Genomic DNA, 22,217 nt, shown 5'->3' with positions numbered 1-22,217 from the left:
ATGCAGGATGAAAGGAATTATTTTAGCAGGTGGAACTGGATCTAGATTATATCCAATAACGAAAGTAACAAATAAACATTTGCTTCCTGTTGGACGTTACCCAATGATTTATCATGCGGTATATAAGCTAAAACAATGCGAGATTACAGATATTATGATTATTACAGGTAAAGAGCATATGGGGGATGTTGTTAGTTTTTTAGGGAGCGGTCAAGAGTTTGGCGTGTCCTTTACGTATCGTGTGCAAGATAAGGCTGGCGGAATTGCACAAGCATTAGGGCTTTGTGAGGATTTCGTTGGGAATGATCGCATGGTAGTTATATTAGGGGATAATATCTTTTCTGATGACATTCGTCCGTATGTTGAAGAGTTTGCAAATCAAAAAGAAGGTGCGAAAGTACTGCTGCAATCTGTAGATGATCCGGAGAGATTTGGTGTAGCGAATATTCAAAACCGAAAAATAATTGAAATTGAAGAAAAACCGAAAGAGCCGAAAAGTTCCTATGCAGTTACAGGAATTTATTTGTATGATTCGAAAGTTTTTTCTTATATAAAAGAATTAAAACCTTCTGCAAGGGGAGAACTTGAGATTACTGATATTAATAATTGGTATTTAAAACGAGGGGTACTTACTTATAATGAAATGAGCGGTTGGTGGACTGATGCGGGAACTCATATTTCTCTTCAAAAGGCGAATACGTTAGCGCGGGATATAAACTTTGGTAAACAGTTTAACGGAGAATAGGTGAGAATATGAAAGTTGTAGAAACAAACTTTACCGACGCAAAATTGTTAGAACCGAGGTTATTTGGAGATGAGCGTGGCTTTTTTACTGAAAGTTATAATAAGAAGGTGCTAGAAGCATTAGGGGTTACGTATTCGTTTGTGCAGGATAATGTTTCTTATTCAGCAGAAGCGGGAACGATTCGGGGACTACACTTTCAAAAAAATCCAAAAGCACAAACGAAACTTATTCAAGCTATGCAAGGAGCAATCTATGACGTTATCGTTGATTTGCGAAAAGATTCACCAACGTTTAAACAGTGGAGAGGATATATTTTAAGCGCGGATAATCATCGGCAATTGTTAGTGCCGAAAGGATTTGCACATGGTTTTTGTACACTTGTGCCGCATACTATTGTTATGTATAAAGTAGATGAGTATTATAGTGCCGATCATGACTCAGGGGTACTTTGGGAAGATAAAGATTTAGCAATTCCATGGCCGGTAACAAGTCCTATTTTGTCTGACAAAGATCGAATATTACCGTTGCTTCAGGAATGTGAAGATAGCTTTTGAGTAGGAGAGTTGTTTATGAATATATTAGTAACAGGTGGGGCTGGATTTATTGGAAGTAACTTTGTTCATTACATGTTACAAAGCTATGAAACATATAAAATTATTAATTACGATGCATTAACATATAGTGGAAACTTAAATAATGTACAGTCTCTTCAAGATCATCCGAATTACTCTTTTGTAAAAGGGGAAATTCAAAATGGAGAGCTGCTAGAGCATGTCATAAAAGAGCGAGACGTCCATGTGATTGTAAATTTCGCAGCTGAATCACATGTGGACCGTAGTATTGAAAATCCGATTCCTTTTTATGATACAAATGTAATTGGGACAGTCACATTATTAGAATTAGTAAAAAAATATCCACATATTAAACTCGTGCAAATATCAACAGATGAGGTGTACGGCTCTTTAGGGAAAACAGGTCGATTTACCGAGGAAACTCCATTAGCTCCAAATAGTCCATATTCTTCAAGTAAAGCGAGCGCCGACATGATAGCTTTATCTTATTATAAAACATATCAATTACCAGTTTTAGTAACGCGTTGCTCCAATAACTATGGGCCGTATCAATATCCTGAAAAACTAATTCCATTAATGGTTACGAATGCGCTGGAAGGGAAAAAATTACCGTTATATGGCGATGGATTAAATGTAAGAGATTGGTTACATGTAACGGATCATTGTAGTGCGATTGATGTTGTTCTGCATAAGGGACGTATAGGAGAAGTATATAATATAGGTGGAAATAATGAAAAAACCAATGTAGATGTTGTGGAACAAATTATTTCTCTCTTAGGAAAAACGAAAGAAGATATTGCGTATGTTACAGACCGTTTAGGGCATGATCGTCGTTATGCGATTGATGCACAAAAGATGAAGAATGAGCTCGGGTGGGAACCGCAGTATACGTTTGAACAGGGGCTAAAAGAAACGGTGGAATGGTATGAACATCATATAGAATGGTGGAAACCATTAAAAGAAAAATAAGGGGCATATAAATGAAAGAACGGATTATCATAACGGGAGCAAATGGTCAATTGGGAAAGCAACTACAAGAAGAGTTAAATCCTGAAGAATATGACATATATCCATTTGATAAAAAGTTACTAGATATAACAAATATATCCCGAATGCAGCAAGTGGTACAAGAAATAAGGCCACACATAATTATTCATTGTGCAGCGTATACGAAGGTTGATCATGCCGAGAAAGAACAAGATCTTGCTTATGTAATAAATGCAATAGGGGCTCGAAATGTAGCGGTTGCTTCACAATTAGTAGGGGCGAAATTAGTTTATATTAGTACCGATTATGTATTTCAAGGTGACAGACCAGATGGCTATCATGAGTTTCATAATCCATCACCGATAAATGTATACGGGGCTTCTAAGTATGCGGGAGAGCAGTTTGTCAAAGAGTTACATAATAAATATTTTATCGTTCGAACATCGTGGTTATATGGTAAGTATGGAAACAATTTTGTGAAAACGATGATGCGGTTAGGAAAAGAAAGAGCAGAATTATCTGTTGTAGCGGATCAAATTGGTTCTCCTACTTATGTGGCGGATTTAAATGTGATGATTAATAAGCTCATTCACACTTCTTTATACGGTACGTATCATGTATCAAATAGAGGTTCATGTTCTTGGTTTGAATTTGCAAAAAAAATATTCTCGGATGCAAATATGAAAGTGAATGTATTACCTGTTTCAACCGAAGAATTTGGATCGGCGGCAGCGAGACCGAAATATTCTGTTTTCCAACATAACATGCTACGATTAAATGGTTTTTCACAAATGCCTTCTTGGGAAGAAGGATTAGAGCGGTTTTTTATAGAAACAAAAAGTCATTAACAAAATTTAAGTTAATGACTTTTTTGTTTGCCTTTAAGAGGTTTTATGGTACTATAATTATAGTATCAGGTACTAATAACAAGTATAAGCAATTCTGGGAGGATATATCATGGAACTATTACAAGGGAAAACATTTGTTGTTATGGGCGTTGCGAACCAAAGAAGTATTGCGTGGGGAATTGCTCGCTCTTTGCATAATGCAGGTGCAAAATTAATATTCACATATGCAGGAGAACGTTTAGAAAGAAACGTTCGTGAATTAGCGGAAACATTAGAAGGGCAAGAATCACTTGTATTACCTTGTGATGTAACAAATGATGAAGAACTTACAGCTTGCTTTGAAACAATCAAGCAAGAGGTTGGTACAATTCACGGTGTTGCACACTGTATTGCTTTTGCAAATCGTGATGATTTAAAAGGTGAATTTGTAGATACTTCTCGCGATGGATTTTTACTTGCACAAAATATTAGTGCATTCTCTTTAACAGCTGTAGCAAGAGAAGCGAAGAAAGTAATGACAGAAGGCGGAAATATTTTAACGTTAACATACCTTGGCGGCGAGCGCGTTGTGAAAAACTATAACGTTATGGGTGTTGCGAAAGCTTCATTAGAAGCGAGCGTAAAATATTTAGCTAACGATTTAGGCCAACACGGCATTCGCGTTAACGCTATTTCTGCAGGACCAATTCGTACGTTATCTGCAAAAGGCGTAGGCGACTTTAACTCAATTTTAAGAGAAATTGAGGAGCGCGCACCACTTCGTCGTACAACAACTCCAGAAGAAGTTGGGGATACGGCAGTATTCTTATTCAGTGATTTAGCACGAGGCGTAACAGGAGAAAACATTCACGTTGATTCAGGGTATCATATCCTAGGATAAATATAATATTAATTTTTAAAGGACAATCTCTAAATGTTGAGATTGTCCTTTTTATTTGTTCTTAGAAAGAACAATTTTTAACGAAAGTTCTTACCACGTTATGAATATAACTATAATAGTACACAATTTATTCAGCTACGTATGGAAGTGGGAGGGACGAGTGTGAAGAATAAAAATAAAAGTTCAACAGTTGGAAAACCGTTGTTATATATTGCGCAAGTAAATTTGGAACTTGCTGCACCGAAAATAAAAAGAATTATCTTAACAAACTTTGAAAATGAAGATCGAAAAGAGGAAAGTAATAGAAACGAAAATATTGTAAGTAGTGCTGTGGAAGAGGTAATAGAGCAACAAGAAGAGCAACAAGTAGAAGAAAAAATAGAAGAAGAGGAACAAGTACAAGAGCAGCAAGAACAGAAAGAACAGCATGAGCCAGTGAAAACTGTCCCGTATAATAAATCATTTAAGGATATGAATAATGAAGAGAAGATTCATTTTTTATTAAACCGCCCTCATTATATTCCGAAAATAAGGTGCAGAATAAAAACAGCTACAGTCTCATATGTTGGATCAATTATATCGTATCGTAATGGAATTGTAGCTATTATGCCGCCAAATAGTATGCGAGATATTAAGTTGTCTATAGATGATATCCAATCGATTAGTATGGCAGGTTTTTAAATATGTAAAGGTGGTAGAAAGCTTCTACCACCCCAATAGTTTTTTAGTTTACTTCATTTATTAGATAGAAACGTCGCGTAAGCACTGAATCGCACAGAAACAGCTTAAATCTACAGTAATGCAAGTAGATGTCGATACTAGTCTTGCATTTGGTACAGCTAAAAACGTACAAATTGGGTCATCATTAGGTGGTACAGGGGAAGTATCACCTAATACTACAGTTAACACACGTAGTACAGCACAGCTATCGTCATCTACGCTTTCCACACGGAAAATTGGAGATCGGCAGCTAGTAAGGCTTGCAGATGGTGCAAATGCTTCAAATGGTGCTCCAGCTTTTGTGTATAAAATAAAAGGGCGTGTATTTGCTACCGATGCAGTGTTGTGTGCACCTAAAAATGGAATTTCACAACCAGATCCACACGTTGTTGTAGAACAATCTTGTAATTCATTGATGAATTTTACAACGTCAACTACACAATGAGAAGAGCTATGGTGTTTATTTTCGTTACAACTCATTAATGTCACTCCTTATCTTCTTGTTTGTATTTACATTAATAAGATATTGGAGTCGAGGAGATTTGGTCACAATCTCAAGAGCTTTTTTTTTAAATAGGCGAAAGAAGATAAGGGAAGGTGGAATCATGCTGTTTACAAGCTGGCTTTTATTTTTTATTTTTGCGTTAGCTGCCTTTAGGCTAACCCGTTTAATTGTTTATGATAAAATTACAGCTTTTTTGCGAAGACCGTTTATTGACGAAGTAGAGATTACAGAGCCGGATGGAAGTGTATCAACTTTTACAAAAGTAAAAGGTAAAGGATTAAGAAAGTGGATTGGCGAATTATTAAGCTGCTATTGGTGTACAGGTGTATGGGTTAGTGCTTTTTTATTAGTTTTATATAATTGGATCCCTATCGTTGCAGAGCCGTTACTTGCATTATTAGCTATTGCAGGAGCAGCAGCAATCATTGAAACGATTACAGGATATTTTATGGGAGAATAATATATTTTCATAATACGAGAAAAAGCGGAGTTTAAAAGAATGAGGGAACGGAAATAAAGAGTTGTTCATATAGTGAATAGACAGAATTGACAGTAGAGGAGATGTTTGCTGTGAGTAATAGTCCAAGGCAAAATTCATATGACCTGCAGCAATGGTATCATATACAGCAACAACACCAAGCACAACAACAGGCATACCAAGAACAATTACAACAACAAGGGTTTGTGAAGAAAAAGGGATGTAATTGCGGGAAAAAGAAGAACACAATAAAACATTATGAAGAATGAAACACTCATATTACTGTGAGTGTTTTTTATTATAAATATAAAAAGCGGTATTTCTAATGAAGAAATACCGCTTTTTACTAGCTAATTTGTGCAACTGTTAATGCTGCAGCACGAATATCTACAGTTCCAATTAACTCAACTGGTACAATTTGAATTAAATCACCAGGATTTAAGTTAATAAGAATAACACCACTGGATACGTCTACTTCACCAGTACCAATAACGTTAGAACGAACTGCTGTACCTGATCCAGGAATAATGTTAGCTGGCGTACCCAATGATAAGAAGAAACGACCAGCTTCTGGTGCAACAGGTGAGTTATCAAGACTAATTGTTAATGTATAACTGATTTGATAAATACCAGCTCGTAGAATTCGAATGCCATCTCCAACACTTACTGTATCATTTATTACAGGAACAGTAATATTTGGGTTTGGACTTACGCTAGGTAATAGTAATGGTGTGAATAGTGAAGCGAACTGAGGTGCAGACGCGTTGAAAGCAAAACCGAAGGCAGGTAGTGTACTAGCTGGTTTCGCCTCGCAATCGATTTTAGTAAATTCGCAATCAGAAGAGAACATGTTTTTCACTCCTTTATCTGTTTCTACTTTCAGTTAATGAAAAGGACAGGTTCTATGTTCTAGACAAGTTCCCAATTTTATGAAAAATACATAATAATAGCTTTTAAGCATGGATTGGGTGGCAGAAAACTCTGCCACCCAATCCATGCTTAAATTAATATTTAGTTTTATATAGAAACATCACGTAAGCATTGAATAGCGCAGAAACAACTTAAATCAACAGTAATACAAGTAGATGTCGACACTAGCCTTGCATTTGGTACAGCTAAAAACGTACAGATTGGGTCGTCACCAGGTGGTACAGAGGTACCATCACCTAAAACTACAGTCAATACACGGAGTACAGCACAGTCATCATCATCTATACTTTCTACGCGGAAAATGGGAGATCGGCAACTAGTAAGGCTTGAAGATGGTGCAAATGCTTCAAAAGGTTCTCCAGTCTTTGTGTATAAAATAAAAGGACGTGTATTCGCTACTGATGCATTGTTATGTGCACCTAAAAATGGAACTTCGCAACCGGATCCACATGTTGTAGTTGCGCATTCTTGTAATTCATGTATAAAACGAACGACATTCGATACACAGTTGAAATCACAATCATGGTGATGATGGTCTTCGTTACAATTGCAGCTCATTATGTTCACTCCTTATCGTGAGTTCTGACATACACTATTACAATATGAATGAGATATGGTTGATATTACGTTAATTCTTACGATAAAAGCAGGGAATTTATATAGTAGGGATGTACATAATGCAATATAAAAAAAGACATCCTTATTTAGTGGATGTCTTTTCAGGTAAATCTTTTCGCGCAGTATATAAAAAACGAGATATATCTAATTTTTTTCCTCTAAAAAATTGCGGAGAGGAAATGTAAAGTTCTTCTTTCGCACGTGTAATTGCGACATAAAGTAGTCGACGTTCTTCTTCTAAAGCTTCAGAAGTCTCTGTAACACGATCATTTGCATCTTTTAAAGAAGAAGTATGGGGAAGAATACCATCGCTCGCTCCAAGTAAAAAGACGCATGGAAATTCAAGGCCTTTTGCGTTATGAATAGACATAAGCGAAACAGCATTTTTTTCCGGCATTGTTTTTAATGCTTCCATTTCTTTTTGACCTTGAATTGCTTCATCAATAAATTGTAAGTATGCTGGAATATCGGTGAAACGAGTTGCTGACTCCATTAATTCTTCTAACATTTCTTCTTGTATATCTTTATGCATCGTAAAGGAAGAACGATCGTTACTTTGTAAGTACTCTAAATACTTTCCTTTACCATGAATAATTTCTTTTAATGCTTTTTTCGGTTCTAATTCTTTTATAAATTTAATAAAATCGATACGCTCATTTACCTTTTTTACTTGAAAAGGTTTCAAGCTCGGATTTAATAATAAGAAATGAAGAAGAGAAGGGAACCGCCCCTCGCCATATTTCCATTGTTCACGTTCAATAAATGAAATACAATCATCACGCCCGATATACATCGTTGGCAATATATTTGAAAGTGATTCTAGTCGAAACGGTTCAATCACCAGTCTTAAATGATCTAATACAGGCTTAATTAAAGAATGTTCATAAAATGATTGACTCGCCCCGTGCTTAATAAACGGGATTTTGTGAATTGTAAGCTGATCAAGTAACGAACGGCTTACAGAATGTGTGCGATACAGTAAACAAAAATCTTTAAAGTTGCGTTCGCCGCTATCTACTTTTTCTTGAATGAGCTGCAAAATTTGATTTGCTTCATCAAGAGTCGTAGCAGGTCTTGCGTAAAAAGGTTGTACACCTTCTTCACGCACAGAATAGAGCTCTTTATCAAAACGCTCCTGGTTTAGTTTGATAACTTCATTTCCAAGCCCGACGATAAAAGGATTGGATCGATAATTCGTATTAAGTGCGATAATCGTAGTGTTATCAAATTCTTTTGGAAAAGATAAAATAATTTGGTGACTTGCTCCTCGCCAGCCATATATCGCCTGATCGTCATCACCTGCGATAAATAAATTATTTCTTGGCGTGGCTAACAATTTTACAATTTCATATTGTGCATACGATGTATCTTGGAACTCATCTACTTCAATATAGTGGAAACGTTGTTGTAATTGGGTAAGCAAAGGAACGTTATTTTCTAACATATAATATGTTTCTAATAAGATGTCATCGAAATCAATATAATTATATCGTTGTTTTACTTCTTCAAAACGCTCGTATACTTCTTTAAATTCTTGTTCAACGGGTGTTTTTGCTTTTACATCTTTCGGACGATTCAATTTGTTTTTCTCAAGTGAAATCATGGCGAGCATTGTTTCAGCATCATAATCGTCTTTTAGACGCAATTCTTTCAAGATTTTCTTTATCATAATTTGTTTATGTTTTTCGTTTGCTAAAATTTGCTGATTATATCCTTGACTACGAAGCAATTTTAAAAAGACAGAGTGGAATGTACCAGCAACAACGTAGCTACTTGCAGCACGATTCATACCTGGTAAATTTGCTACACGGTTTCGGATTTCTTCAGCTGCTTTTTGTGTAAATGTAAGCAATAAAATATTTCGTGGATGAACTTGTTTTACATTTACTAAATAACCTACGCGGGTTGTTAAAACAGATGTTTTCCCGCTTCCGGCACCAGCCAATGTAAGGACAGGGCCTTCTGTCGTTCGCACAGCCTCTAATTGTTTTTCATTTAAAAAAACATTTTGTTGTTCGAGAGCGCGAAAATACGCCGCATCTGCATCTTCTTCCATAATTAAATGGGTAGATGTTTTCGGAATATGATATGTTGCACGCGGAATGTCAGCGTGCGTTAATGATTTTTGTGAAAATTTTTCTTGTGTCATATATTCACCTTCAAAACTATAGCATCAACATTTAACTTTAGCGGAAGAAAAAGAAAATAGCAATGTAAAAAACAGGAGGGGATACCTCCTGTTTTCAAATTACAATTCTTTTATCATAACGATGTGAGGAATATTTGCTTCCATGAATACATCAGAATGCGTTACATATCCAAGTTTCTTATAGAAATCTTCAGCATGTGTTTGGGCATGCAGCTTTAATTTTGGTAGCGAGTTTTCATTCGCATACGCTTCAAGTGCATCCATAACAATTTTTCCAATGCCTTTTTTACGATGGGAAGCTAGTACGCAAATGCGTTCCATTTTTCCTATTCCATCCAGTATGCGAAAACGACCAGCACCAACTGGAACATCATTATCATATATAACAACGTGTGTTGAAGTTTCTTCAAACTCATCATACTCTTCGTCAGCAGAAACTTGTTGCTCATTCACAAATACTTGCTTACGTACAGAGAATGCATCTCTTAGTTGTTCGTCCGTTTGTACGATCTGTGCGTGCAAATTAGTTGTTCCCCTTTCCAAGGTGGAATGTTTCGTATACAGTCCACGTTCCGTTTTCTAATTGATATAGAAGATGGAAGCGATCAATTGGTTGTTCATAATAGAAATCTTTCATACGTAATCGACCTAATACATCAGCATGCTCTGCATCGGATAAGCCTTGTCCGATTGTTAAATGAGGTACGAAAGCGTACTCGCGTTCTTGTATAAAGAATTCGCTATGCATCTCCTCATTTAAGAAAGTAAGTTCAGGTGTTTTTTCTACTTTAAAATAAAGAACATTATTAACAGGTGCGAATGAACCAACTTTTCCGACATGAAGGGTGAAAGGGTTCGTTTTACTTGCGATTGTATGTAACTCTTTTACAATCGATTCTAATTGTTCATCTTGCGTCTCAAAGGGTGTTTTCAATGTAATATGTGGCGGAACTAATGCGTAGTGCGGATCATAACGTTTACGCAATCCGTTCGCTTTATCTTGAATCATTTTAGATGGAAAAATTACAATGCCTAATTTCATGTTCCAATTCCTCCCTTTGTAAGTCTAGTTAGATTTTGAGAAAATAACTCTCTTAATCTATTATATCAAATTATTCTGAATACTGCTCTCTATTATTTCATTGATAGAATATGAGAGAAAGCTTTCGGTAAATCAGTTTGCCAATATTTCCACGTGTGGTTACCTTCGAATTCTTCGTAATGTGTGATGAAATTTCTATCTGTCAGAAGCGTATTGAGCTCACGGTTCGGTTGTACGAAATCGGATACTTGTCCATCAGTGCGTTTTACAGCTGTTTCTTCTGTCCCAATGACGTGATAAAGGTCTAGCGCCTCCGGATTTTTAAAGTCTTTTGCTAAGCTCATCACTGTTTCATCCACAAATGGTGATTGCATAACGACTTTACCGAATGTATGCGGATACATAAGTGCAGTCATGAAGGAAACTGTCCCGCCAAGAGAATCACCAATTAACACACGACCTTTTCCCATTTGGTACGTTGGATAATTTTCATCGATATATGGTGCAAGTTCATGAGCAAGGAAACGAATATACGCAGCGTTTTTCACTTCATTTGGGAAATATTTTTCTTTACGATCGTGTACATTTTTATATGGAATACCGACAATAATTGTACGGTCAATTTCTTCAGTTTCACGAAGGCGCTCAATTACACGGTGCGCTTTACCAAGCTGAAAATAATCTCTACCATCTTGTGCAATTACAACTGTATGTTTGTGCAGTGGTGTGTAATTTACTGGTAAGTAAACGAGAAGTGTAACATCTTCTTGAAGTGATGCGCTATAAAATGAAATTTCTTCAATTCTCCCTATTGTTTGATTCATGTAGATCCCCCTAAATAAAAATTTACTGTAATGATTGTAAGAGCGACGCTTGTAGTGAAAAAGAAAGAAATATTCACTAATAGGTGCTTTCGTTTCTATTTTACCATAATGGTACGAAGAATCTAAAAAATTAGTATTTAAGTTATGAAAGAAAACGGATATAATGAAGTGGGATTTTTGACAGGTGAGAGGGGAGACGGAATTTGAAACAGGAAAGATCAATCGCACTACCATTAGCAATTTCCATTATAGCCATTTCATTCGCAGCAGTTTTTGTAAAGATGTCCTCAGCACCATCTTCAATATTAAGTATGTATCGATTATGGATTATCGTACTTATTATGCTGCCTATCGTTTGGAAAAAACGTGAAGAGTTTAGTAAGATTCAAATAAAAGATTGGGGATTTTTAATTGGATCTGGTTTCTTTTTAGCGCTTCATTTTCTTTTGTGGTTTGAATCTTTAAAGCATACGACAGTTGCTAGTTCGACGATTATTTTAGCGCTTCAACCAATCGTATCTTTAGTTGGAGGTTTTTTCTTATTTAAAGAAAGAACAACATACTCAGCCATTGCGACAATGGGAATAGCGATACTAGGCGTAATGTGTATTGGGTGGGGAGATTTAGGGCTAAGTGAACAAGCGATTTATGGAGATATATTATCCTTTTTAAGTGTCATAGCGGTTGTCGGTTATTTATTTATCGGGCAAACAACAGTAAAGAAAGTATCACACTGGATTTATAGCTTTACAGTTTTTGCATTCGCCGGTATTTTTATGGGGATTTATAATATAGTATTGCAAGTACCTTTTACAGGTTATACGAAGTGGGATTGGACCGTTTTTCTTTTACTTGCGGTTGTGCCGACAGTGTCACACGTCATTAATAATTGGTTATTAAACTACGTAAATGCAACAACAATTTCGATGAGTATTTTAGGTGAACCAGTTGGAGCATCTATATTAGCGTTCTTCTTACTCGGTGAAAGACTAAATGCCATGCAAATTATCGGTAGCATGCTCGTATTGTTTGGTGTATCTGTTTTCTTACTACAGCAACAAAAACGAACAGCAAAAAATGTAGTAAATGAGCCTGCGTATACACAGGAATTATAATGTTAGAGGAGAAAAGAGAAGTTGTGATACTTCTCTTTTTGTTTTACAGAAATATAGGGGAGGAAGGGAAGTTTAATGGAATTTCCATCAAAAAAAGATATATGGTTATATCCGATTTTTTTCGTTGTCATTGGAGCGTGTGTTGCTCCTCTATTTGCAGGAAAAGAGTATTTTCTTTTATTTTTTACACTTCCGTTAGCAATATTATTTATGTGGAGTTGGTTTTCGACAAAATACATCGTCGGAGAAGAAACAATTACAATTAGATCAGGTCTCGTTAAAAAAAGCATATTTATACGAGATATAAAACAAATTTCAAATACGAAAAATCCAATAGCTGCTCATGCATTGTCATTGGATCGACTTGAAATTGTTTATGGCGCACATAAAACAGAAGTTATTTCTCCTAAAGATAAAGACCAATTCATCAATCTTGTTACAAGTAAAAATTCACACATTGAAATCAAGTAAAAGAGTGGCTAGGAAGCCACTCTTTTACTTTGGATTTGTCATATAAGGTTGTACATGAATAATACATAGGTCACGGAACTTTCCTTCAGTAGTTGTGACAATTACGACTGCTCTTCCGGCACTTTTTCCAGTAATCGTTACCGTATTACCTTTTGGATACATTGTGACAACATCAGCATTCATATTTGTCCAAATAAGTTCTTTATTCGTTGCTTGCACTGGCAAAACGGAAGCTGATAACTCAGTGCTTTGTCCAGTTCTTACTTTCAACTTATTTTTTTCCATATGAACACCAATGACTGAAATAACAGAAGGAGCGATTGAAATTTTAGGTGGGTTAGGTTGTATGTTCAAACAAGACGCAGAAGTATTTGTAATAGGTGAAAATTTTCGTGTTTGTTGTTGCTGGAAAGCTGCTAACATGTTGGAGTCCCCTTTCTGTATAAGTGCTGATAGTAATACTATAAAGGAGTAGTGTTATGTTTAATTTAACGAAACATAAAGAAATTGTTAAATTCGAGTAGAAGATTGTCGAACTTTCATAAAAAGAAAGCTCTGCTGATACGATAACAGCAGAGCTTTTCCCTTATAGATTATGACTATGTTGTTTTTCGAAATTCTCAAATTGCTCTTCAACTTCTTTTGAAGGTTGCGTTAGTAAACTAACAATAACGATTACTAGTAAACTAATAGTGAAACCAGGAATCATTTCATATAAGAATTCTTTTAAGAATTTGAATTGGGTCCAAATAATTACTGTAGCCGCACCAGAAATCATACCAGCAAGTGCGCCCCACTTCGTCATACGTTTCCAATATAAGCTTAATAAAATAGCAGGTCCGAATGAAGAACCAAATCCAGCCCAAGCGTATCCAACAAGAGCTAAAATCGTATCATTTTGTTTAAACGCTAAAGCGCATCCGACTAATGCGATAACAAGTACAGCCATACGACCGACAAATACAAGTTCTTTATCAGAAGCAGAACGTTTAAAGAATGTACGATATAAATCTTCTGTTATAGCACTAGAAGTAACGAGTAACTGAGATGAAATTGTACTCATAATAGCTGCTAAAATAGCGGCTAATAAAAATCCAGTAATAAGTGGATGGAATAAAATTTTTCCTAGTTCAAGGAAAATTGTTTCTGGGTTAGATAATGTCAACCCTTGTTGTGAATAGTAAGCAATACCGATAAGACCAGTAAACATAGCTCCGACAACAGAGAAAATCATCCAGCTCATACCAATTCTTCGTGCGCTTTTAATTTCTTTTACAGAGGAAATTGCCATAAAGCGTACGATAATATGAGGTTGTCCAACATAACCAAGGCCCCATGCGAATAAAGAAATCATTCCTAAAGTAGAGGCACCTTTAAAAATATCTAAACGTGTTGGATCTACAGATTGAATTGTATCAAATGCAGGTCCAAGTCCGTTCGAATTCATAATTGTTACGATAGGAACAAGAATAAGAGCGACTACCATAATGATTCCTTGCACGAAGTCTGTCCAACTTACTGCTAAGAAACCACCAAATAATGTGTAAGCGACAACAACGCCTGCAACAATGAATAATCCAACATGATAGTTCATGCCAAATGAATTTTCAAATAATACAGCGCCTGAAACTAATCCTGAAGCTACATAGAAAGTAAAGAAAATCATAATAACAAGTCCGGATACTAAACGTAGCATGTGAGATTTGTCGTGGAAACGGTGTTCCAAAAATTCTGGGATAGTAATAGAGTTATTTGCAATTTCAGAGTAGGTACGTAAGCGAGGAGCGACATATAGCCAGTTTGCGTATGCGCCTAGTGTCAGGCCGATCGCAATCCAACTACTACTTAATCCAACGCTAAACATTGCACCGGGTAAGCCCATTAAAAGCCAACCACTCATATCGGATGCTCCAGCGCTTAATGCTGTTACTGCGGGGCCTAATGTACGCCCGCCAAGCATATAATCTGTTAAGTTGGACGTTCGTTTATAGGCGAAATAGCCAATTACTAACATCCCGAGCATGTAAATAGAGATAGAAGTTAAAGTTAACATCTGCGTACTCATGTAGTTCCCCTTCCTTTTGTCATGTCTTTTGATGCGTTATGCATATTTATAATCTATCATGATTATTCTGAAAAATCCATACAGAAATACGAATTTTCAGAAATGTAAGCGTTTTTTGACATTGTTTTACTTTTTTAATATATAATATTCATGCAAAAAACCTTATTTTTAATAGAGTATTTATTATATTTACATAAAAAGAGGTTGTTTTGTCAATATAATATTGAAAGGAGAGAAAAATAAAATTCTTTTAAAAGTATTGACTTATGAAAAAAGTTAGGTCTATAATGAGTGCAACTTAAAAAAATGCAAGCGTTGATGAAGAAGAGTACACATGATGAACATGTCAGAGAGCTGATGGTTGGTGCGAATCAGTATGGGATTGATGTGGAATGGACTTCGGAGCTTCCAAACCGAAACGAAAGAAGTAGGCTTTGGCGACATGATCTCATCGATACAAGAGACACGTATTGTTTTTGATACGGTAAAGTGCGTTACATTTGTAACGAATTAAGGTGGCACCACGGGAGTACCCGTCCTTTCTATAGGATGAGTACTCCCTTTTTGTGTACAAAAAATTAAATAAATGAAATCGTTTAAGTAAGAAGAGTACGTATATTGGAGACGTTACAGAGAGCCGGGGATAGGTGGGAGCCCGGTGCGGTGCCATATACGGAATGGGCTTACGAGAGGTATGCTGAACAATTATTTTCAGTAGGCAACCCGGGTTCCGCCGTTACAAGGATAAGGTATATATTTTGTACCTGAACAAAGCGGGATGCTTTTGCGTCCAACATGAGGTGGTACCACGGTAAAATTATCGTCCTCTACATATTTTCGATATGTAGGGGACTTTTTTATTTTTCAGATTGAGGTGAAAGGCATGATGACAAAAGAGGAATTTATGAAGCAAAAAGAACAGGGAAGAGCATTTTTAGTAATCGCTGAAGAAGAAGGAGATAGCATTACGCCAATTTCTTTATATAGACGTATGAAAGGAAAGAAAAAGTTTTTATTAGAAAGTTCGCAGCTTCATCAAGATAAAGGACGCTATTCTTACTTAGGATGTAATCCATATGGTGAAGTGAAAAGTGTTGGTACGGAAGTAGAACGAACGATTTACGGCCAAACAGAAAAGCTGCAAAGTAACGTACTACAAGTGTTAGAAGAAGAAATCGCGTCAGCTCAAGTAGACAGTCCATTCCCGTTTTGCGGAGGAGCAGTTGGTTATATTGGTTATGACGTCATTCGGCAATATGAAAACATTGGAGCAGATTTACACGATCCATTGAATATTCCGGAAGTACACCTTTTACTGTACCGTGAGTTTATCGTGTATGACCACTTACGCCAAAAATTATCATTTGTATATGTATGCAGGGAAGACGATTCAGCTTCTTATGAAGAAGTATATGAAAGATTGCAAGTATACAAAGAGGAAGTATTACAGGGAGAAGAATCTGAAGTAACTGAAATAAGATCAACATTATCATTTACTTCTTCAATAACTGAAAAAGAATTTCGCGTGATGGTAGAAACGGCGAAAGAACATATAAGAGCCGGGGACATATTCCAAGTCGTACTGTCACAGCGTTTGCAAAGTGAATGTATCGGTGATCCATTCGCGTTATACCGAAAACTTCGGATCGCCAATCCATCACCATATATGTTCTATATCGATTTTCAAGACTATGTTGTACTCGGTTCCTCGCCAGAAAGTTTGTTATCAGTAAGAGACGATAAAGTGATGACGAACCCAATTGCCGGTACGAGGCCGAGAGGGAAAACGAAGCAGGAAGATGCGGAAATTGAGAAAGAACTGTTAGAAAATGAGAAAGAACGAGCGGAGCACATGATGCTTGTGGATCTTGGGCGGAATGATATTGGCAGAGTAAGTGAAATTGGATCTGTGACGATAGATAAATATATGAAAGTAGAAAAATATTCTCACGTTATGCACATTGTATCTGAAGTTTACGGAACATTGCGAAAACAGATGAGCGGATTTGATGCATTAGCGTATTGTCTACCAGCAGGAACAGTGTCAGGCGCTCCGAAAATTAGAGCGATGGAAATTATAAATGAGCTAGAGAATGAAAAAAGAAATGTATACGCAGGTGCAGTTGGATACGTTAGTTTTTCAGGGAATCTTGATATGGCGCTCGCCATTCGAACGATGGTCGTAAAGGATGAAAAAGCATATGTTCAGGCAGGAGCGGGAATTGTTTATGATTCAGACCCAGTAGCTGAATATGAAGAAACGTTAAATAAAGCGAGAGCGCTATTGGAGGTAATGAAATGATTGTACTAATTGATAATTATGATTCATTCACATATAACTTGTATCAACTGTTAGGTGAATACGAAGAAGATATTGTAGTCGTAAGAAATGATCAAATAACGATAGAACAGTTAGAGGGGATGAATCCAACAGGAATTGTGCTTTCACCAGGACCAGGAAAACCAGAGGATGCTGGCATTTGTATCGAAGTGATTCGTCATTTTTATAAGAACGTTCCCATATTAGGGATTTGCCTTGGTCATCAAGCAATTATATCAGCATTTGGAGGAGACATTGTAAGAGCAGAACGCATTAAACACGGTAAAACATCACGTGTAAAACATAATGGAACTTCAATCTTTTCATATGTAACACAGCCATTAACGGCGATGCGCTACCATTCCCTTGTTGCAGCGCAAACGAGCTTGCCAGAGTGTTTTGACATACTAGCGACAGCGATGGACGATGGAGAAATTATGGCAGTTCGTCACAATTATTATCCGCTATTCGGATTACAGTTTCACCCGGAATCAATCGCGACAGAAGAAGGTGGAAAGTTAATACGTGCCTTTTTAACAGAAGTGAAGGAGGAGGAAAGAGTATGAATAACTATCTTCGTAAATTAGTGGAGGGACAACATTTAACAGAAGAGGAGATGTATAGAGCAGGGCTTCTTTTATTAAATGAAAACATATTGGAGAGTGAAATTGCAGCTTTCTTAGTATTACTGAAAGCGAAAGGTGAAACGGCAGAAGAAATATACGGCCTTGTTCGAGCTCTTCGTGAAAAGGCATTACCGTTTTCGAACCATATACAAGGAGCAATGGACAATTGCGGGACAGGTGGTGACGGTGCCCAAACGTTTAATATTAGTACAACATCGGCATTTGTACTGGCAGGAGCTGGCGTAAAGGTTGCAAAACATGGTAATCGAGCTGTTTCTAGTAAAACAGGAAGTGCAGATTTATTAGAAGAACTCGGTGTAAATATTAGCAGTACGCCAAACGAAATTGATTATTTATTAGAGCATGTCGGCATCGCATTTTTATTCGCACCAGCGATGCATCCAGCATTAAGACGCATTATGAAAATAAGAAAAGAATTGAATGTGCCGACGATTTTTAACTTAATTGGTCCTTTAACAAATCCGGTAAATTTAGAAACACAATTTGTCGGCATTTATAAACGAGATATGTTACTACCAGTTGCGCAAGTATTACAGAAACTAGGCAGAAAACAAGCGCTTGTCGTAAACGGAAGTGGGTTTTTAGATGAAGCATCATTACAAGGAGAGAATTATGTTGTCATTTTGAAAGATAATGAAATAGTAGAAACGAGTATTGAACCTAAGAAATATGGTTTCTCAATAGTGAAAAACGAAGAGATTAGAGGCGGGGATTCGAAAGAAAATGCAAAGATTACGCTCGGAGTATTAAGCGGAGAAAAGAATGTTTACCGCGATACAGTTTTATTAAATGCAGGTCTAGCCCTTTTTGCAAATGGAAAAGCAGAAACGATTGAAGAAGGAATTACACTAGCGGCATATAGCATTGACTCTGGAAAAGCATTAGCCAAACTAAACTTATTAATTGCAGCAAGTAATGAAAAATTAGAAAGGGTGAATTAACGTGGGGACGATTTTAGATAAAATTGTAGACCAAAAGAAAAAGGAAGTTGCGGCATTATATGAAACGTATACACCATTAAAAGAAAGTAGAAAGACATATTCACTTGTAGAAGCATTACAGCAGTTTACTGTCATTGCAGAAGTAAAGCGAGCATCACCATCAAAAGGAGATATTAATTTACACGTTGATGTACAAAAACAAGTGAAAATATATGAAGAATGCGGCGCAGGAGCAGTATCTGTTTTAACAGACGGTCAATTTTTTAAAGGGTCGTTTCACGATTTACAAACGGCAAGAGCAGAAAGTAACATTCCGCTTTTATGTAAAGATTTCATAATTGATAAGATTCAAATTGATAGGGCGTATGAAGCTGGAGCAGATATTATTTTATTAATTGTAGCGGCGTTAACGAAAGAAAAATTAAAAGAGCTGTACAGCTACGTACTAGAAAAAGGATTAGAAGCAATTGTTGAAGTTCATGATGAGCAGGAATTAGAAATTGCAATCCAATTAAATCCGCACGTTATCGGCATTAACAACCGTAATTTAAAAACATTCGAAGTCGATTTAAGCCAAACAGAAAAGCTTGGAAAACGATTAAACGAGGAGAGATTACTTTGGATTAGTGAAAGTGGGATTCATTCGAAGGAAGATATTATCCGTGTTAAAAAAGCTGGAGCAAAAGGTGTGTTAGTTGGAGAGGCACTTATGACATCATCTTCTATTTATACCTTTTTTGAAGACTGTAAGGTGAACATATGAAAGTGAAAATTTGCGGCATCACTGATGTTGAAACGGCAAAACGTGCTTGCGAATACGGAGCTGATGCACTCGGATTTGTTTTTGCAGAAAGTAAGCGAAAAATCACTCCAGTGCTAGCGAAAGAAATCATTCAGGAGCTTCCAACAAACGTGTTAAAGGTTGGTGTTTTCGTAAATGAATCAGTAGAAGTGATCGAGAAAATTGCAGATGAATGTGGGTTAACGCATGTGCAACTACATGGGGATGAAGACAATCATCAAATCAGAAGATTGAATATTCCGTCTATAAAATCACTTGGGGTAACTTCAGAGAGTGATATGAAAAATGCTCAGACATATGAAACGGATTATATATTGTTTGATAGCCCGAAAGAAAAGTTTCACGGAGGAAATGGAAAGCAATTTTCATGGGAGTTACTCGCACATATGTCAAAAAAATTGCGAGAGAAAACGATATTAGCTGGTGGATTAAACGCTTTTAATATAGAAGAAGCGATTCGAACGATTCAGCCATACATGGTCGATGTAAGTAGCGGAGTGGAGACAGAAGGAAAGAAAGATCTAAAGAAAATAAAACAATTTATTATAAAAGCGAAGGAGTGTTCCAAATGAACTACGCATATCCAGATGAAAAAGGTCACTACGGTATATACGGAGGACGATACGTTCCAGAAACGTTAATGCAATCTGTATTAGAGCTAGAAGAAGCATATAAAGAAGCGATACAAGATGAAGCGTTTCAAAAGGAATTAAATCATTATTTAAAAACGTACGTCGGAAGAGAAACACCGCTTTATTTCGCTGAAAATATGACGAAGTATTGCGGCGGTGCAAAGATTTATTTAAAACGTGAAGATTTGAACCATACAGGAGCTCATAAAATTAACAATACAATCGGTCAGGCACTACTTGCAGTACGAATGGGCAAGAAAAAAGTTGTCGCTGAAACAGGGGCAGGACAACACGGAGTGGCAACCGCTACTGTATGTGCCCTACTCGGATTAGAATGCGTCATCTTTATGGGAGAAGAAGATGTGAGACGTCAAAAATTAAATGTGTTCCGAATGGAATTACTCGGAGCTAAAGTAGAAAGCGTAGCGGCAGGTAGCGGTACATTAAAAGATGCGGTAAACGAGGCGCTTCGCTACTGGGTTTCACATGTACACGATACACACTACATTATGGGATCCGTTCTTGGACCACATCCATTCCCGAAAATTGTTCGTGATTTCCAAAGTGTAATTGGGAAAGAAACGAAAAAACAATATGAAGCGTTAGAAGGGAAATTACCAGAGGCAGTCGTTGCATGTATTGGTGGTGGTAGTAATGCGATGGGCATGTTTTATCCGTTCGTACACGATGAAGAAGTCGCTCTTTACGGCGTAGAAGCAGCTGGAAAAGGTGTTCACACAGAAAAGCACGCAGCGACTTTAACGAAAGGAGGCGTTGGTGTTTTACACGGATCGATGATGTACCTTCTGCAAAATGAAGAAGGACAAATTCAAGAAGCGCATTCTATTTCAGCGGGACTCGATTATCCAGGTGTTGGGCCAGAACATAGCTTGCTAAAAGATATTGGCCGCGTTTCTTATCATTCGATAACAGACGCAGAAGCGTTAGAAGCATTTCAATTATTAACGAAAAAAGAAGGGATTATTCCGGCGTTAGAAAGCTCACATGCTGTCGCATACGCATTAAAATTAGCGCCGCAAATGAATAAAGACGAAGGACTTGTCATTTGTTTATCTGGCCGCGGGGATAAAGATGTAGAGAGTATAAAACGTTATATGGAAGAGGTGTAAAAAATGGGAGTAGAAAAAATTAAAGCAGCGTTTGAAAATGGTAAGAAAGCATTTATTCCGTACGTAATGGGCGGAGATGGTGGCCTTGAAAAATTAAAAGAAAGAATTCGTTTTCTAGACGAAGCAGGAGCGAGTATCGTTGAAATCGGCATTCCGTTTTCAGATCCAGTCGCAGACGGTCCAACGATTCAAAGAGCAGGGAAACGAGCGTTAGATAGCGGTGTAACAGTAAAAGGTATTTTTCAAGCATTAATAGAGGTAAGGAAAGAAGTACAAATTCCGTTTGTACTCATGACATATTTAAATCCGGTACTCGCATTCGGAAAAGAACGATTCATCGAAAACTGTATAGAAGCAGGTGTAGATGGCATCATCGTTCCAGACTTACCGTATGAAGAGCAAAATATTATTGCCCCGTTACTTCGAGAGGCAAACATTGCGCTAATTCCACTCGTTACAGTAACGAGCCCAATTGAGCGAATTGAAAAAATTACGAGTGAATCAGAAGGGTTCGTTTACGCTGTTACAGTAGCGGGCGTAACAGGAGTACGTCAAAACTTTAAAGGTGAGATTCATAGTTACTTAGAAAAAGTAAAATCACATACACATTTACCGGTAGTGGCAGGGTTCGGTATTTCAACGAAGGAACATGTAGAAGAAATGATTACAATATGTGATGGAGTAGTCGTTGGAAGTAAAGTCATCGAGCTGTTAGAAAATGAAAAGCGAGAAGAAATATGTGAATTAATACAGGCAACAAAACAAAAAGAAGAGGCATAAGTCTCTTCTTTTTGTT

General features: G+C 36.9%; 26 protein-coding genes and 2 other annotated features. Of the genes, 17 read left to right on the top strand and 9 right to left on the bottom strand.

Going from position 1 to position 22,217, the window contains the following annotated elements; genetic code table 11:
- The first annotated feature begins 7 nt into the window (after nt 1-7).
- The 6 genes from QEP67_RS21775 (at nt 8) to QEP67_RS21750 (ending at nt 4,713) form a co-directional block, all read left to right on the top strand.
- Nucleotides 8-745 (top strand): sugar phosphate nucleotidyltransferase, encoded by a 738-nt coding sequence (locus QEP67_RS21775; protein WP_000676175.1) that lies wholly within the window; start codon nt 8-10, stop codon nt 743-745.
- An 8-nt stretch (nt 746-753) separates the two neighbouring features.
- Nucleotides 754-1,299: a dTDP-4-dehydrorhamnose 3,5-epimerase gene (rfbC, locus tag QEP67_RS21770; RefSeq protein WP_000869422.1), complete on the top strand. Its 546-nt coding sequence runs from the start codon at nt 754-756 to the stop codon at nt 1,297-1,299.
- Nucleotides 1,300-1,314: 15 nt separating this feature from the next.
- The gene (gene rfbB, locus QEP67_RS21765; RefSeq protein WP_064471072.1) at nt 1,315-2,286 is read left to right on the top strand and encodes a dTDP-glucose 4,6-dehydratase; all 972 of its coding nucleotides are present in this window, start codon (nt 1,315-1,317) and stop codon (nt 2,284-2,286) included.
- Nucleotides 2,287-2,297: 11 nt separating this feature from the next.
- Nucleotides 2,298-3,152 (top strand): dTDP-4-dehydrorhamnose reductase, encoded by an 855-nt coding sequence (gene rfbD, locus QEP67_RS21760; protein ID WP_000664403.1) that lies wholly within the window; start codon nt 2,298-2,300, stop codon nt 3,150-3,152.
- Between the two features lie 109 nt (nt 3,153-3,261).
- Nucleotides 3,262-4,032 (top strand): enoyl-ACP reductase FabI, encoded by a 771-nt coding sequence (fabI, locus tag QEP67_RS21755; RefSeq protein ID WP_000421887.1) that lies wholly within the window; start codon nt 3,262-3,264, stop codon nt 4,030-4,032.
- A 141-nt stretch (nt 4,033-4,173) separates the two neighbouring features.
- Nucleotides 4,174-4,713 (top strand): spore coat CotO family protein, encoded by a 540-nt coding sequence (locus QEP67_RS21750; protein ID WP_081252619.1) that lies wholly within the window; start codon nt 4,174-4,176, stop codon nt 4,711-4,713.
- A gap of 60 nt (nt 4,714-4,773) precedes the next feature.
- Here the strand turns inward: QEP67_RS21750 and exsY are convergent, their stop codons facing one another.
- A complete protein-coding gene (gene exsY / locus QEP67_RS21745) occupies nt 4,774-5,232 on the bottom strand; it encodes an exosporium assembly protein ExsY (RefSeq protein WP_001277746.1) in 459 nt (152 codons plus the stop codon).
- A 125-nt stretch (nt 5,233-5,357) separates the two neighbouring features.
- On the opposite strand from exsY, the gene QEP67_RS21740 reads away from it, so the two are divergent.
- Nucleotides 5,358-5,717 (top strand): DUF1360 domain-containing protein, encoded by a 360-nt coding sequence (locus tag QEP67_RS21740; protein WP_000899666.1) that lies wholly within the window; start codon nt 5,358-5,360, stop codon nt 5,715-5,717.
- A 101-nt stretch (nt 5,718-5,818) separates the two neighbouring features.
- On the top strand, nt 5,819-6,004 hold the full coding sequence (locus tag QEP67_RS21735) for a hypothetical protein (protein WP_033657682.1): 186 nt from the start codon (nt 5,819-5,821) through the stop codon (nt 6,002-6,004).
- 77 nt (nt 6,005-6,081) lie between these two features.
- Here QEP67_RS21735 and exsF read toward each other — a convergent pair whose 3' ends face one another.
- From exsF to QEP67_RS21705, 6 genes are all read right to left on the bottom strand, one after another.
- Entirely contained in the window at nt 6,082-6,585 is a 504-nt protein-coding gene (gene exsF, locus QEP67_RS21730; protein ID WP_000492937.1) for an exosporium protein ExsF, read from the bottom strand.
- A 167-nt stretch (nt 6,586-6,752) separates the two neighbouring features.
- A complete protein-coding gene (gene cotY, locus QEP67_RS21725; protein ID WP_001277699.1) occupies nt 6,753-7,223 on the bottom strand; it encodes a spore coat protein CotY in 471 nt (156 codons plus the stop codon).
- Between the two features lie 142 nt (nt 7,224-7,365).
- Nucleotides 7,366-9,432, bottom strand: a complete 2,067-nt coding sequence (locus tag QEP67_RS21720; protein WP_000191181.1) for an ATP-dependent helicase — start codon at nt 9,430-9,432, stop codon at nt 7,366-7,368.
- 99 nt (nt 9,433-9,531) lie between these two features.
- Nucleotides 9,532-9,954 carry a GNAT family N-acetyltransferase gene (locus QEP67_RS21715; RefSeq protein ID WP_046957039.1) on the bottom strand — a complete coding sequence of 141 codons (423 nt, stop codon included), beginning with the start codon at nt 9,952-9,954 and terminating at the stop codon, nt 9,532-9,534.
- Between the two features lies 1 nt (nt 9,955).
- Nucleotides 9,956-10,474: a YjcG family protein gene (locus QEP67_RS21710; protein WP_000765870.1), complete on the bottom strand. Its 519-nt coding sequence runs from the start codon at nt 10,472-10,474 to the stop codon at nt 9,956-9,958.
- A 92-nt stretch (nt 10,475-10,566) separates the two neighbouring features.
- A complete protein-coding gene (locus QEP67_RS21705; RefSeq protein ID WP_001076851.1) occupies nt 10,567-11,298 on the bottom strand; it encodes an alpha/beta hydrolase-fold protein in 732 nt (243 codons plus the stop codon).
- A 203-nt stretch (nt 11,299-11,501) separates the two neighbouring features.
- Between QEP67_RS21705 and QEP67_RS21700 the strand changes: the two genes are divergently transcribed.
- Both QEP67_RS21700 and QEP67_RS21695 read left to right on the top strand, forming a co-directional pair.
- Nucleotides 11,502-12,413, top strand: coding sequence for a DMT family transporter (locus tag QEP67_RS21700; protein WP_000808244.1), 912 nt, complete (start codon nt 11,502-11,504; stop codon nt 12,411-12,413).
- Nucleotides 12,414-12,488: 75 nt separating this feature from the next.
- Nucleotides 12,489-12,884 (top strand): PH domain-containing protein, encoded by a 396-nt coding sequence (locus QEP67_RS21695; RefSeq protein WP_000395645.1) that lies wholly within the window; start codon nt 12,489-12,491, stop codon nt 12,882-12,884.
- Nucleotides 12,885-12,908: 24 nt separating this feature from the next.
- Here the strand turns inward: QEP67_RS21695 and QEP67_RS21690 are convergent, their stop codons facing one another.
- Nucleotides 12,909-13,307 carry an Ig-like domain-containing protein gene (locus tag QEP67_RS21690; RefSeq protein ID WP_000878724.1) on the bottom strand — a complete coding sequence of 133 codons (399 nt, stop codon included), beginning with the start codon at nt 13,305-13,307 and terminating at the stop codon, nt 12,909-12,911.
- 163 nt (nt 13,308-13,470) lie between these two features.
- Nucleotides 13,471-14,949: a sodium/proline symporter PutP gene (gene putP / locus QEP67_RS21685; protein ID WP_000107204.1), complete on the bottom strand. Its 1,479-nt coding sequence runs from the start codon at nt 14,947-14,949 to the stop codon at nt 13,471-13,473.
- Between the two features lie 306 nt (nt 14,950-15,255).
- Nucleotides 15,256-15,493: a binding site (T-box leader), on the top strand.
- Between the two features lie 42 nt (nt 15,494-15,535).
- Nucleotides 15,536-15,780, top strand: a binding site (T-box leader).
- Between the two features lie 52 nt (nt 15,781-15,832).
- Here putP and trpE point away from each other — a divergent pair.
- Genes trpE through trpA form a run of 7 tightly spaced genes read left to right on the top strand, consistent with a single transcriptional unit; the run spans nt 15,833 to nt 22,201 of the window.
- Entirely contained in the window at nt 15,833-17,251 is a 1,419-nt protein-coding gene (trpE, locus tag QEP67_RS21680) for an anthranilate synthase component I (protein WP_064448929.1), read from the top strand.
- Nucleotides 17,248-17,835, top strand: a complete 588-nt coding sequence (locus tag QEP67_RS21675; RefSeq protein WP_000636339.1) for an aminodeoxychorismate/anthranilate synthase component II — start codon at nt 17,248-17,250, stop codon at nt 17,833-17,835. Before trpE ends, QEP67_RS21675 begins: the two co-directional genes overlap by 4 nt.
- Nucleotides 17,832-18,857 carry an anthranilate phosphoribosyltransferase gene (gene trpD, locus QEP67_RS21670; protein ID WP_046957046.1) on the top strand — a complete coding sequence of 342 codons (1,026 nt, stop codon included), beginning with the start codon at nt 17,832-17,834 and terminating at the stop codon, nt 18,855-18,857. Before QEP67_RS21675 ends, trpD begins: the two co-directional genes overlap by 4 nt.
- A 1-nt stretch (nt 18,858) precedes the next feature.
- On the top strand, nt 18,859-19,620 hold the full coding sequence (gene trpC, locus QEP67_RS21665; protein ID WP_048567036.1) for an indole-3-glycerol phosphate synthase TrpC: 762 nt from the start codon (nt 18,859-18,861) through the stop codon (nt 19,618-19,620).
- On the top strand, nt 19,617-20,231 hold the full coding sequence (locus tag QEP67_RS21660; protein WP_000865138.1) for a phosphoribosylanthranilate isomerase: 615 nt from the start codon (nt 19,617-19,619) through the stop codon (nt 20,229-20,231). The genes trpC and QEP67_RS21660 overlap by 4 nt, the downstream gene beginning before the upstream one ends.
- Nucleotides 20,228-21,421, top strand: a complete 1,194-nt coding sequence (gene trpB, locus QEP67_RS21655) for a tryptophan synthase subunit beta (protein ID WP_001104997.1) — start codon at nt 20,228-20,230, stop codon at nt 21,419-21,421. The genes QEP67_RS21660 and trpB overlap by 4 nt, the downstream gene beginning before the upstream one ends.
- Before the next feature lie 3 nt (nt 21,422-21,424).
- Nucleotides 21,425-22,201, top strand: a complete 777-nt coding sequence (trpA, locus tag QEP67_RS21650) for a tryptophan synthase subunit alpha (RefSeq protein WP_000537832.1) — start codon at nt 21,425-21,427, stop codon at nt 22,199-22,201.
- Nucleotides 22,202-22,217 lie beyond the last annotated feature (16 nt).

Source organism: Bacillus cereus group sp. MS39 (assembly GCF_040448665.1).
Classification (GTDB): Bacteria; Bacillota; Bacilli; order Bacillales; family Bacillaceae_G; genus Bacillus_A; species Bacillus_A wiedmannii.
This window is presented reverse-complemented; position numbering and strand designations above follow the sequence as displayed.

Excerpts from the sequence above, each read along its gene's own strand:
- QEP67_RS21740 (WP_000899666.1), top strand. The coding sequence starts at position 5,358 with ATGCTGTTTACAAGCTGGCTTTTATTTTTTATTTTTGCGTTAGCTGCC.
- putP (WP_000107204.1), bottom strand. The coding sequence starts at position 14,949 with ATGAGTACGCAGATGTTAACTTTAACTTCTATCTCTATTTACATGCTC.
- exsY (WP_001277746.1), bottom strand. The coding sequence starts at position 5,232 with ATGAGTTGTAACGAAAATAAACACCATAGCTCTTCTCATTGTGTAGTT.
- rfbC (WP_000869422.1), top strand. The coding sequence starts at position 754 with ATGAAAGTTGTAGAAACAAACTTTACCGACGCAAAATTGTTAGAACCG.
- trpD (WP_046957046.1), top strand. The coding sequence starts at position 17,832 with ATGAATAACTATCTTCGTAAATTAGTGGAGGGACAACATTTAACAGAA.
- trpA (WP_000537832.1), top strand. The coding sequence starts at position 21,425 with ATGGGAGTAGAAAAAATTAAAGCAGCGTTTGAAAATGGTAAGAAAGCA.
- fabI (WP_000421887.1), top strand. The coding sequence starts at position 3,262 with ATGGAACTATTACAAGGGAAAACATTTGTTGTTATGGGCGTTGCGAAC.
- QEP67_RS21720 (WP_000191181.1), bottom strand. The coding sequence starts at position 9,432 with ATGACACAAGAAAAATTTTCACAAAAATCATTAACGCACGCTGACATT.
- QEP67_RS21705 (WP_001076851.1), bottom strand. The coding sequence starts at position 11,298 with ATGAATCAAACAATAGGGAGAATTGAAGAAATTTCATTTTATAGCGCA.
- rfbD (WP_000664403.1), top strand. The coding sequence starts at position 2,298 with ATGAAAGAACGGATTATCATAACGGGAGCAAATGGTCAATTGGGAAAG.
- QEP67_RS21735 (WP_033657682.1), top strand. The coding sequence starts at position 5,819 with ATGTTTGCTGTGAGTAATAGTCCAAGGCAAAATTCATATGACCTGCAG.
- QEP67_RS21710 (WP_000765870.1), bottom strand. The coding sequence starts at position 10,474 with ATGAAATTAGGCATTGTAATTTTTCCATCTAAAATGATTCAAGATAAA.
- rfbB (WP_064471072.1), top strand. The coding sequence starts at position 1,315 with ATGAATATATTAGTAACAGGTGGGGCTGGATTTATTGGAAGTAACTTT.
- QEP67_RS21660 (WP_000865138.1), top strand. The coding sequence starts at position 19,617 with ATGAAAGTGAAAATTTGCGGCATCACTGATGTTGAAACGGCAAAACGT.
- cotY (WP_001277699.1), bottom strand. The coding sequence starts at position 7,223 with ATGAGCTGCAATTGTAACGAAGACCATCATCACCATGATTGTGATTTC.
- QEP67_RS21750 (WP_081252619.1), top strand. The coding sequence starts at position 4,174 with ATGGAAGTGGGAGGGACGAGTGTGAAGAATAAAAATAAAAGTTCAACA.
- trpE (WP_064448929.1), top strand. The coding sequence starts at position 15,833 with ATGATGACAAAAGAGGAATTTATGAAGCAAAAAGAACAGGGAAGAGCA.
- QEP67_RS21690 (WP_000878724.1), bottom strand. The coding sequence starts at position 13,307 with ATGTTAGCAGCTTTCCAGCAACAACAAACACGAAAATTTTCACCTATT.
- QEP67_RS21675 (WP_000636339.1), top strand. The coding sequence starts at position 17,248 with ATGATTGTACTAATTGATAATTATGATTCATTCACATATAACTTGTAT.
- QEP67_RS21695 (WP_000395645.1), top strand. The coding sequence starts at position 12,489 with ATGGAATTTCCATCAAAAAAAGATATATGGTTATATCCGATTTTTTTC.
- exsF (WP_000492937.1), bottom strand. The coding sequence starts at position 6,585 with ATGTTCTCTTCTGATTGCGAATTTACTAAAATCGATTGCGAGGCGAAA.
- QEP67_RS21775 (WP_000676175.1), top strand. The coding sequence starts at position 8 with ATGAAAGGAATTATTTTAGCAGGTGGAACTGGATCTAGATTATATCCA.
- trpB (WP_001104997.1), top strand. The coding sequence starts at position 20,228 with ATGAACTACGCATATCCAGATGAAAAAGGTCACTACGGTATATACGGA.